The sequence below is a fragment of the Pseudomonas sp. Sample_24 genome (assembly GCF_004307605.1).
Classification (GTDB): Bacteria; Pseudomonadota; Gammaproteobacteria; order Pseudomonadales; family Pseudomonadaceae; genus Aquipseudomonas.
Genome location: NZ_RCNW01000053.1, coordinates 1 through 5,396, shown reverse-complemented (window position 1 = coordinate 5,396; position 5,396 = coordinate 1). Strand labels below are relative to the sequence as shown.

5 protein-coding genes and 1 pseudogene are annotated in these 5,396 nt (G+C 61.2%); all 6 read right to left on the bottom strand.

Going from position 1 to position 5,396, the window contains the following annotated elements; all coding sequences use genetic code 11:
- Nucleotides 1-431, bottom strand: a pseudogene (locus D8V06_RS30685) (NADH-quinone oxidoreductase subunit L); the annotation flags it as partial.
- A complete protein-coding gene (gene nuoK, locus D8V06_RS02500; RefSeq protein WP_007946416.1) occupies nt 428-736 on the bottom strand; it encodes an NADH-quinone oxidoreductase subunit NuoK in 309 nt (102 codons plus the stop codon). The gene nuoK and the pseudogene D8V06_RS30685, both read right to left, overlap by 4 nt.
- Nucleotides 737-738: 2 nt before the next feature.
- Nucleotides 739-1,242, bottom strand: a complete 504-nt coding sequence (nuoJ, locus tag D8V06_RS02495; RefSeq protein ID WP_095192720.1) for an NADH-quinone oxidoreductase subunit J — start codon at nt 1,240-1,242, stop codon at nt 739-741.
- Nucleotides 1,243-1,251: 9 nt separating this feature from the next.
- Entirely contained in the window at nt 1,252-1,800 is a 549-nt protein-coding gene (nuoI, locus tag D8V06_RS02490) for an NADH-quinone oxidoreductase subunit NuoI (protein WP_047527653.1), read from the bottom strand.
- A 9-nt stretch (nt 1,801-1,809) separates the two neighbouring features.
- Nucleotides 1,810-2,817, bottom strand: a complete 1,008-nt coding sequence (gene nuoH / locus D8V06_RS02485; protein ID WP_056723843.1) for an NADH-quinone oxidoreductase subunit NuoH — start codon at nt 2,815-2,817, stop codon at nt 1,810-1,812.
- A partial coding sequence (gene nuoG, locus D8V06_RS02480; protein WP_130930379.1) for an NADH-quinone oxidoreductase subunit NuoG occupies nt 2,814-5,396 on the bottom strand: 2,583 nt, incomplete at its 5' end. The genes nuoG and nuoH, both read right to left, overlap by 4 nt.

The window sequence follows — 5,396 nt, the reverse complement described above, 5'->3', positions numbered from 1 at the left end:
CCGAAGTACAGGAACAACAGGTTATCGCCCAGCACCAGGAACAGCATGCTGGCGATAAACAGGTTGGTGTAGGCGAAGAAGCGCGAGTAACCGGCTTCACCGCGCATGTACCAGGATGCGAACAGGTGAATCAGGAAGCCGACGCCGACGACCACGCCGAGCATGGTCACGGACAGGCCGTCCAGATACAGCGCGAAGTTCGGCGTGAAGCCTTCCACCGCCATCCACTGCCACAACACCTGGGTGTAGTGGCCGCCTTCTGGCGGGGCGACGTTGAATTGCCAGATCACGTAGGCGGTAACGATTGCCGACAGACCGATGGAACCCACGCCGATCAGCGCGGCCAGGTTTTCCGAGAGGCGTCCACGGGAGAACGACAGCAGCAGAAAACCAATGAGAGGGAATACGAAAGTCAGAAAGAGTAGGTTCATCCGCGCATCTCACTGGCAGCGTCGATATCGAGCGTGTGGAAGCGGCGATACAGTTGCAACAGGATCGCCAGGCCAATACTGGCCTCGGCGGCTGCCAGGCTGATCACCAGGATGAACATGATCTGTCCATCCGGCTGCGCCCAGCGGCTACCGGCAACGATGAACGCCAGTGCAGAGGCGTTCATCATCACTTCAAGACTCATCAACACGAACAAAATGTTGCGACGGACCATCAGGCCGACCAGGCCGAGGCAGAACAGGATGCCGGCGACCGCCAGACCATGCTCCATGGGGATAGCAGGCATCGTCATTGCTCCTTGGCTTCGTTGCGGCCCAAGTGGAACGCCGTGACGGCTGCGGCGAGCAGCAGCATCGAGGCGAGTTCGACCACCAGCAGGTAAGGACCGAACAGGCTGATGCCCACGGCCTTGGCGTCTACGGTGGTGTGGCCGATGGCCTGGCCGGTCTGGTCGGAGAACAGCACATACAGCAGTTCAACCAGCAGCAGCGCGGCGAGGGCGACGGGGCCGCCCCAGATACCGGGCTTGAGCCAGACGCGCTCTTGCTGAACCGAGGCCGGGCCAAGGTTCAGCATCATCACCACGAACACGAACAGCACCATGATGGCGCCAGCGTAGGCGATCACTTCCAGGACACCGGCAAACGGTGCGCCGAGGGCGAAGAACGTCATGGCCACGGCGATCAGCGAAATGATCAGGTAGAGCAGGGCGTGCACAGGGTTGGTGTTGGTGATCACGCGGAGCGTGGACACCACAGCGATACCCGATGCGAAATAGAAAGCGAATTCCATCTTTCTTCCTTAAGGCAGCAAGCTCTTCACGTTGATCGGTTCGGCTTCATTCTGCGCGGAGCCTTTCGGCTTCCCGGCAATCGCCATACCTGCAACACGATAGAAGTTGTAATCAGGGTTTTTGCCGGGGCCGGAGATCAGCAGATCTTCTTTCTCGTAAACCAGGTCCTGACGTTTGAACTCGGCCATTTCGAAATCCGGCGTGAGCTGGATCGCGGTGGTCGGGCAGGCTTCCTCGCAGAGGCCGCAGAAAATGCAGCGCGAGAAGTTGATGCGGAAGAAGTCCGGGTACCAGCGACCGTCTTCGGTTTCAGCTTTCTGCAGCGAGATGCAGCCGACCGGGCACGCCACGGCGCACAGGTTGCAGGCTACACAACGCTCTTCACCGTCGGGGTCGCGGGTCAGGACGATTCGGCCACGGTAGCGCGGCGGCAGGTAGACCGGTTCTTCCGGGTACTGCAGCGTGTCGCGCTTGCGGAAGGCGTGGCCGAAGATCATCACCAGGCTGCGAAGCTGGGTGTAGAGGCCATGCACGATGTCAAATATGTACTTCATGATTCTCTATCCTCACTGAGCCGCGACGGCGGGCGTGTTGAGCAACACGATCGCAGCGGTCACCAGCATGTTGACGAGGGTCAGCGGCAAGCAGAACTTCCAGCTGAAATCCATCACTTGGTCATACCGTGGGCGCGGAATCGAAGCGCGCAACAGGATGAAGATCATGATGAAGAACGCGGTTTTCAGTGCAAACCAGATGAACGGGATCTGCGGCAGAATGCCGAACGGACCGTGCCAGCCACCGAAGAACAGGGTCACCAGCAGCGCCGAGATCAGCACGATGCCGATGTACTCGCCGACGAAGAACATGCCCCATTTCATGCCGGCGTATTCAATGTGGTAACCGTCGGCCAGTTCCTGCTCCGCTTCCGGCTGGTCGAACGGGTGACGGTGAGTCACGGCCACGCCAGCGATGAAGAAGGTCAGGAAACCGAAGATCTGCGGAATGATGAACCACAGGTTCTGCGCCTGGTATTCAACGATGTCGCGCATGTTGAACGAGCCGACCTGGATCACGATACCCATCAGCGACAGGCCCATGAACACTTCGTACGACACGGTCTGGGCCGAGGCACGCAAGCTGCCCAACAGGGCGAACTTGTTGTTGCTCGACCAGCCGGCGAACAGCACCGCGTAGACCGACAGGCCAGCCATGGCGAAGAAGAACAGGATGCCGATGTTGATGTCCGCCACGCCCCAGGTCGGGGTGATCGGGATGATCGCGAAGGCAATCAGCAGGGCGCTCATGGCGACTACCGGTGCCAGGGTGAAGATCATCTTGTCGGCGAATGGAGGCGTCCAGTCTTCCTTGAAGAACATCTTGATCATGTCGGCGGCGATCTGGAAAGCGCCGAACGGACCGACGCGGTTCGGACCGTAACGGTCCTGCCAGAGGGCGAGCAAGCGACGCTCGACCCAGCTCAGCAGAGCACCGCAGACCACCACGGCAAGCAGAATCACCACGGCCTTGAGGACCGCGATGATCACGTCGATCACTTCAGGAGTGAACAAGGTCATTGCGCTGCCTCCTGCAGACCGTCAACGGATTTGCCAAAGATCGCTGGCGGAATGCCGGCGATGCCCGCAGGCAATGCAACCAGACCAGCGCCCAGCTCTTCATTGATGCGCAGCGGCAGACGCAAGGTCTGGCCTGCCACGTTCAGGCTCAGCATGGCACCGTCGTTGACACCCAGGCGGTCGGCTTCGGACTTGGCCAGTGCGACGTAGGCGCTTGGAATGCGTTCCTGCACCGGCGCGGCTTTCGAAGAGTTTTCTTCGCTGCCGAACAGGTGGAAGAACGGCACGGCTTGCCAGGTACCCGGAGCCGGGTTGAAGGCGCGCGGAACACTGGCGAACCAGTTCAGCGAATCACCGGTGCTTTCGATCAGGCGGGTGCCCGGGTCGCCAGCGCGGATGTGACCACCGACTTCGTCCTGGAACTTGTTCCAGGCCTGCGGCGAGTTCCAGCCCGGAGACCAGGCGAATGGCACTTGCTGACGCGGTTCGGCGGAGCCCGAGTAACCTTCCATCGAGAAGGCGAATGCGGTGTCCTTGTCCTGCGGGGTACGCGGTTCGTGCACGCTGATGTCGGCGCGCATGGCGGTACGACCGGAGTAGCGCAGCGGTTCACGGGCCAGTTTCATGCCCTTGATGCGGAACGCGGCGGACGGTGCGGCGTCGACGATGCGGTTCAGGATCGAAGTGCTGGAAGCGACAGCGGCGGTGACGTGGTCCAGTTGGGTCCAGTCGATCGGCTGGTTCAGCAGGGTCGCGCGCAGGGCATGCAGCCAGCGCCAGCCTTCGTGAACCAGGATGCTCGCGTCCATGTATTTCGGATCGAAGACCTGGAAGAAGCGCTGGGCGCGGCCTTCCTGGCTGACCAGGGTACCGTCGCCTTCAGCGAAGCTGGCGGCTGGCAACACCAGGTGCGCGCGATCGCTGGTGGCGGTCTTCTGATGGTCGGCAACGATGACCACTTTCGCGGCAGTCAGGGCGGCATCGACACGGGCCTTGTCGGTACGGGTGTACAGATCGTTTTCCAGCACGACGATAGCGTCGGCCTTGCCATCGGTCACCGCTTGCAGCGCGGCGTCGACCGATTCGCCACCGAGCATGGCCAGGCCGAGGCTGTTGGCTTCAGGCACGATCAGGCTGATGGAACCGTTCTTCTCACGCAGCTTCAAGGCCTTGGCGATGTTCGCGGCGGCTTCGATCAGGGCTTTGGAGCCCAGGGAAGTACCGGCGATGATCAGCGGGCGCTTGGCAGCGAGCAGGGCATCGGCGATGCGTTGGGCCAGTTCGAGCGCTTCAGCGTCCAGGCCTTCAACGGCTGGAGCGCTGGCGTCAAGGGCGTGAGCCACGGCGAAACCGATACGGGCCAGGTCATCCGGAGCGGCGTGAACGCACTCTTCGGCGATGTCGTCGAGCTTGGTTTCAGCCAGGCTGGCGATGAACAGCGGGTTCAGCGCGTGCTGGCCGATGTTCTTCACGGCGGCGTCGAGCCAAGGCTGAACGCGCATGGCGTCGGCCATGTCTTCGGCCTTGCCTTTGACCGACTGACGCAGCGACAGCGCAACACGGGCGGCAGTCTGGGTCAGGTCTTCACCGAGGACGAAAATCGCATCGTGGTCTTCGATGTCACGCATGTTCGGCACTGGCAACGGACTGTCTTTCAGCACTTGCAGGACCAGACGGATGCGCTCCAGTTCGCCGGCTTCGATACCCGAATAGAAGTGCTCGGCACCGACCAGTTCGCGCAACGCGTAGTTGCTTTCGAGGCTGGCGCGAGGCGAGCCGATACCGACGATGTTGCGACCGCGCAGCAGGTCGGCGGCTTTATCCAGCGCTTCGTCGAGGCTCAGTTTGGTGCCGTTGGCCAGCAGTGGCTGACGTGGGCGGTCTTCGCGGTTGACGTAGCCATAGCCGAAACGGCCACGGTCGCACAGGAAGTACTGGTTCACCGAACCGTTGTAACGGTTTTCGATGCGACGCAGTTCACCGTAACGCTCGCCCGGGGAAATGTTGCAACCGCTGGAGCAGCCATGGCAGATGCTCGGGGCGAACTGCATGTCCCACTTGCGGTTGTAGCGCTCGGAGTGAGTCTTGTCGGTGAACACACCGGTCGGGCAGACCTCGGTGAGGTTGCCGGAGAACTCGCTTTCGAGGGTGCCGTCTTCAACGCGACCGAAGTACACGTTGTCGTGGGCGCCGAACACACCGAGGTCGGTGCCGCCGGCGTAGTCCTTGTAGAAACGCACGCAGCGGTAGCAAGCGATGCAGCGGTTCATTTCGTGGGAAATGAACGGGCCCAATTGCTGGTTCTGGTGGGTACGCTTGGTGAAACGGTAACGGCGCTCGTTGTGGCCGGTCATTACCGTCATGTCTTGCAAGTGGCAGTGACCGCCTTCTTCACAGACCGGGCAGTCGTGAGGGTGGTTGGTCATCAGCCATTCGACAACACTGGCGCGGAACGCCTTGGACTCTTCATCTTCGATGGAGATCCAGGTGTTGTCGGTGGCAGGGGTCATGCAGGACATGACGATACGACCACGGGTGTCGTTCTCGTCGGTGTACTGCTTGACCGCGCACTGGCGGCA